The sequence below is a fragment of the Actinosynnema sp. genome, from assembly GCF_052038725.1.
In genome coordinates, this window is sequence record NZ_JBQGCX010000971.1 from 1 (window position 1) to 3,998 (window position 3,998).

The 3,998-nt window shown below is 74.2% G+C and carries 6 protein-coding genes; 3 read left to right on the forward strand and 3 right to left on the reverse strand.

What is annotated here, in order from left to right:
- The 3 genes from ACTUAL_RS20645 to moaA form a co-directional block, all read right to left on the reverse strand.
- On the reverse strand, positions 1-520 hold a 520-nt coding region (locus tag ACTUAL_RS20645), incomplete at its 3' end, for a transglycosylase family protein (RefSeq protein WP_440901401.1).
- 362 nt (positions 521-882) lie between these two features.
- Complete coding sequence (locus tag ACTUAL_RS20650) at positions 883-1,146, reverse strand: MoaD/ThiS family protein (protein WP_440901402.1); 264 nt, start codon at positions 1,144-1,146, stop codon at positions 883-885.
- 1 nt (position 1,147) lies between these two features.
- Complete coding sequence (moaA, locus tag ACTUAL_RS20655) at positions 1,148-2,203, reverse strand: GTP 3',8-cyclase MoaA (RefSeq protein ID WP_440901403.1); 1,056 nt, start codon at positions 2,201-2,203, stop codon at positions 1,148-1,150.
- Positions 2,204-2,307: 104 nt separating this feature from the next.
- Here moaA and ACTUAL_RS20660 point away from each other — a divergent pair, with 104 nt between their 5' ends.
- The 3 genes from ACTUAL_RS20660 to ACTUAL_RS20670 form a co-directional block, all read left to right on the forward strand.
- Positions 2,308-2,769 carry a MarR family winged helix-turn-helix transcriptional regulator gene (locus ACTUAL_RS20660; protein ID WP_096491308.1) on the forward strand — a complete coding sequence of 154 codons (462 nt, stop codon included), beginning with the start codon at positions 2,308-2,310 and terminating at the stop codon, positions 2,767-2,769.
- A gap of 19 nt (positions 2,770-2,788) precedes the next feature.
- The gene (locus ACTUAL_RS20665) at positions 2,789-3,577 is read left to right on the forward strand and encodes an HAD-IIA family hydrolase (protein ID WP_177154476.1); all 789 of its coding nucleotides are present in this window, start codon (positions 2,789-2,791) and stop codon (positions 3,575-3,577) included.
- A 59-nt stretch (positions 3,578-3,636) separates the two neighbouring features.
- Positions 3,637-3,998, forward strand: a 362-nt coding sequence (locus ACTUAL_RS20670) for a maleylpyruvate isomerase N-terminal domain-containing protein (RefSeq protein ID WP_440901404.1), incomplete at its 3' end; no start/stop codon positions are given.

Below are 3,998 nucleotides of genomic sequence, written 5' to 3' on the forward strand. Positions count from 1 at the left end.
TCGGGTTGCTCTGGGGCAGCGCCACGACCACGGGGGCCCCATGATGATGAACGGGGGCCTTCGCGCGCTTCTGCGGCGCCGACTGATCCTGGGGCGCGGGCGCCGCCTGATGGGGCGCGGGCGCGGTCCGCGCCGGGGCCGCGCCGCCGCCGAGGCCCTTGGGGCCGCAGACGGGCCAGGCGCCGATGCCCTGGGTCTTCATGACGTTCTCGGCCACGCGGATCTGCTCGGCCCTGGAGGCCTGGTGGGCCATCCCGGAGCCGCCGTGGCTGGTCCAGGTCGACGGGCTGAACTGCAGGCCGCCGTAGTACCCGTTGCCGGTGTTGATGCTCCAGTTGCCGCCGCTCTCGCACGCCGCGACGGCGTCCCAGTTCACGCCGGAGCCCTGCGCGGACGCCGTGCCCGCCATGGCCAGCGGGGCGCCGACGATGACGCCCGCCACGGCCACCTTCGCGATGCCGCGAACGGCCGCGTTGGCGCGGAGGGACTGGAAACGGTGCTTGCCTCGGTAAACCGCCATCTGCCTCTCAGCCCGCTGCCCTGCCACTGGGGACTCCGGATTCGGGCCCGGTGTCCCCCGCCCCCGCCCGGCGGATGTCTCTCGCTCGGGGTGTGTGCCGGGGGCCGCAGGACGGGGTTCAGGCGCGGTCTCCCGGATCTCGCTGGTTGGTCGGGGCCAACCGAGAAGCGACCGTACGTAGCCGCGGACCCGCTCGCCAAACGTTCCGGACTGTGACGGCAGTCACTGTAACGTTTCACGAGGCCGGGTCGACCTGGGTGTAACCGCAGCTCAGGACGTGCGTTATCGTCCCGTTTCCATTCCGAGATTTGTCGATATCAATTACCGTCGGTGAGTCATGAGTCACCTCTTCGGGCCAGTGATCAACCGCCCGCGAAGGGGGGCAGCACGTCCAGCTCGGCCCCGGCGGACACCGCAGCGGCGTGGTCCCGGACCGCGACCCCGTCCAGCAGGAAGCTCGACGCCGCCAGCACGCGGGTGAGGTTCGCCCCGTGCTTCGCGCGCACCACGTCGAGCACGTGCGCCACGGTGGTCCCGGACCCCGCGCCCGGCACCGCCACGGTCTCGGCGGGCACCCCCGCGGCGGCGCGGGCCCCCGCGAAGTAGCGGACGGTCAGCTCGACCACGTCATCCTCCGATAGCGCTCATGGGGCGGTCCGGCTGCGCGAACCCGTCCCCGTCGATCCCGTGCCCCTCGGCCTTGGCCCAGGCGTTGCCCCGCCACCGCTCGGCGACCTCCTCGTCCGAGGCCCCGGAGCGCAGCAGCGCCCGCAGGTCGGTCTCCGCGCCGCTGAACAGGCAGTTGCGCACCTGCCCGTCGGCGGTCAGCCGGGTCCGGTCGCAGGCCGCGCAGAACGGCCGGGTCACCGCCGCGATCACGCCCACCACCGACGGCCCGCCGTCGACCACCCACCGCTCGGCGGGCGCGGCGCCGCGCGCGGGCACCGGGGCCAGCGCGAACCGGGTCCCCAGCGCGTCCAGGATCTCCCGCGCGGTGACCATCTCCGACCGGTCCCAGCCGTGCTGCGGGTCGAGCGGCATCTGCTCGATGAACCGCAGCTGGTAGCCGTGCTCGACGGCGAACTCCACCAGGGCCACGGCCTCGTCGTCGTTCACCCCGCGCATCAGCACCGAGTTGATCTTCACCGGTTCCAGCCCGGCCTCGCGCGCCGCGGCGAGCCCCTCCAGCACGTCGGGCAGCCGGTCCCGCCTGGTCAGCTCCCGGAACCGCGCACGGTCCAGGGTGTCCAGCGACACGTTCACCCGGTCCAGGCCCGCGGCCCTCAACCCGGCCGCGCGCGCCGCCAGCGAGATGCCGTTGGTCGTCATGGACGTGCGCGGCCTCGGCTCCAGGGCCGCGGTCGCCGCGAGCACGTCCTCCAGGCCCTTGCGCAGCAGCGGCTCGCCGCCGGTGAACCGGACGTCGGTCACGCCGAGCCGGGTCACCGCGATGCCGATGACCCGCACCAGCTCCTCGTCGGAGAGCAGCTCGGGCCCTCGCAACCAGTCCAGGCCCTCGGCGGGCATGCAGTAGGTGCAGCGCAGGTTGCACTTGTCGGTGAGCGAGACCCTGAGGTCGGTCGCCACCCGACCGAACCGGTCGATGAGCGCGGGGGACTCCGGACGTGCGGTGACGTGGGGGGCACTGCGCACGACGGGTAGTCCCAAGTCGACTGCCGTCACCCCGACCAGGGTAATGGGCTCACCCGCCGGAACAGCCCGCTGTAACGGGCATAACCGGCAGAGCGGTCGTTCCGCCTGCCCGGACGGGGACTAAATTCCTCCGCATGAGCGAGCACGACGTCCCCGCCGAGGAACTGGAGCGGTTCAGCGCGCACGCGCGGGAGACGGGCGCGCTCACCGCGCTGCTGCACGGCAGGGCGGCGGAGCGGATGGGGCTGTCCACGACGGACGAGAAGTGCCTCGGCCTCGCGCTGGCGGGCGACGCGCCGGTCACGGCCGGGCGGATGGCGGAGCTCTCCGGCCTGTCCACCGGCGCGGTGACCGGCGTCATCGACCGCCTGGAGCGCGCGGGCTACGTGCGCCGCGTCCGCGACCCGCACGACCGGCGCAAGGTGCTCGTCGAGGTGTCCGGGCCGAGGGCGGACGAGGTGGCGGCGCTGTTCCGGGACGCCGCCGAGGTGCTGGAGGCCGCGCTGCGCCGGTTCACCCCGGAGGAGCGCGCGGTGGTCGAGCGCTACCAGCTCGCCCTCCTGGAGGCGATCCGCGGGCGCGTGGCCGACGCCTGAGCCCGGGATCATGGCGGCCATGGGCTGGAACTACCTGATGGACATGGACGGCGTGCTGGTGCACGAGGAGCACCCGATCCCCGGTTCCGGCGAGTTCGTCGCCGAGCTGACCGCGGCCGGGATCCCCTTCCTCGTGCTGACGAACAACTCCATCTACACGCCGAGGGACCTGCGCGCCCGGCTGTCGAGGACCGGTCTGGAGGTCCCGGAGACGGCCATCTGGACGTCCGCGCTGGCCACCGCCCGGTTCCTGGACTCGCAGCGCCCCGGCGGCTCGGCCTTCGTCATCGGCGAGGCCGGGCTGACCACGGCGCTGCACGAGGTCGGCTACGTGCTGACCGACCGCGACCCCGACTACGTGGTGCTCGGCGAGACCCGCACCTACAGCTTCACCGCCATCACCAAGGCGATCCGGCTGGTCGAGGAGGGGGCGAAGTTCATCGCCACCAACCCGGACGCCACCGGTCCCTCGCGCGAGGGCTCGCTGCCCGCGACGGGCGCGGTCGCGGCGCTGATCGAGCGGGCCACCGGGCGCGAGCCGTACTACGTGGGCAAGCCGAACTCGCTGATGATGCGGTCGGCGCTGCGGGCGCTGGGCGCGCACTCGGAGAACACGCTGATGATCGGCGACCGGATGGACACCGACGTGCGCGCCGGCCTGGAGGCGGGGCTGCGGACGATCCTGGTGCTCAGCGGCATCTCGGCGGACTCGACGGCCGAGCTGTACCCGTACCGGCCGACGCGGGTGCTGAGGTCCATCGCGGACCTGGTGGGGCACTCGGCGGACCCGTTCGGCGAGCTGGGCTGATCGGGGGGCGCGCCGCCGAACCGCCCGGTCGGCGGACGCGCCGCCGCCACCGTCCCGGCGTGGGCATCGACCTGCGCGCGGCGGTGGCGGAGCACGGCGACGGTCTGGAGGCCGCGGCGCGCGGGCGGCTCGACGCGCCCGTGCCCGCCTGCCCCGGCTGGCTGGTGGGCGACCTGGTCCGGCACGTGGCCGAGGTCGAGCTGTGGTGGGCGGCGGCGCTGCCCGCCGGTGGCGCCGCGCCCGACGTGGACGGGGTGCGCCGCGAGGTCGGCGAGCTGTTCGCCGGGGAGGGGCAGGCAGGCCTGCGGCTGGCGTCCGCGCGGCTGCGCGACGCGGCCGGGCGGGTCGGGGACGACGCGCCGGTGTGGGCGTGGTGGTCGCCGACCGGGCGGACCCCGGCGACCGAGGTGCTGCGCAGGGT

What these genes read in the sequence shown, in the direction of transcription:
- ACTUAL_RS20660 (WP_096491308.1), top strand. Translation starts at nt 2,308, where the DNA reads ATGAGCGAGCACGACGTCCCCGCCGAGGAACTGGAGCGGTTCAGCGCG.
- ACTUAL_RS20665 (WP_177154476.1), top strand. Translation starts at nt 2,789, where the DNA reads ATGGGCTGGAACTACCTGATGGACATGGACGGCGTGCTGGTGCACGAG.